At 52.2% G+C, this 245-nt stretch carries 1 protein-coding gene; it reads right to left on the bottom strand.

All coding sequences use genetic code 11. The features are described from left to right. On the bottom strand, positions 1 to 245 hold a 245-nt coding region (locus AC1RPN_RS09160), incomplete at both ends, for a hypothetical protein (RefSeq protein WP_481763873.1).

Genomic DNA, 245 nt, shown 5'->3' with positions numbered 1-245 from the left:
AGATCCGGCTCAGTGGTTGCTGCTAAGTCTATCGGCCGCAGTCGTTGCAATTCCGTGAATCCGTCGAATTGATCGAGCATGGACTCAGCGATCGCGAACCAACTCAAAATCGTACTATCGAACGCTTCGAGTCCAACGATTTGCTGTTCGATGACCTCGCGAATCCGATCCTCAATTGCTCGAATGGCATTCTGATGGGCTGAGCGAAGGGAGTCTATCGCCGATTCGTGAGCAGCACGTTGCTT

This window comes from Dellaglioa sp. CoH-57-MRSF-20, assembly GCF_056781955.1.
This window is presented reverse-complemented; position numbering and strand designations above follow the sequence as displayed.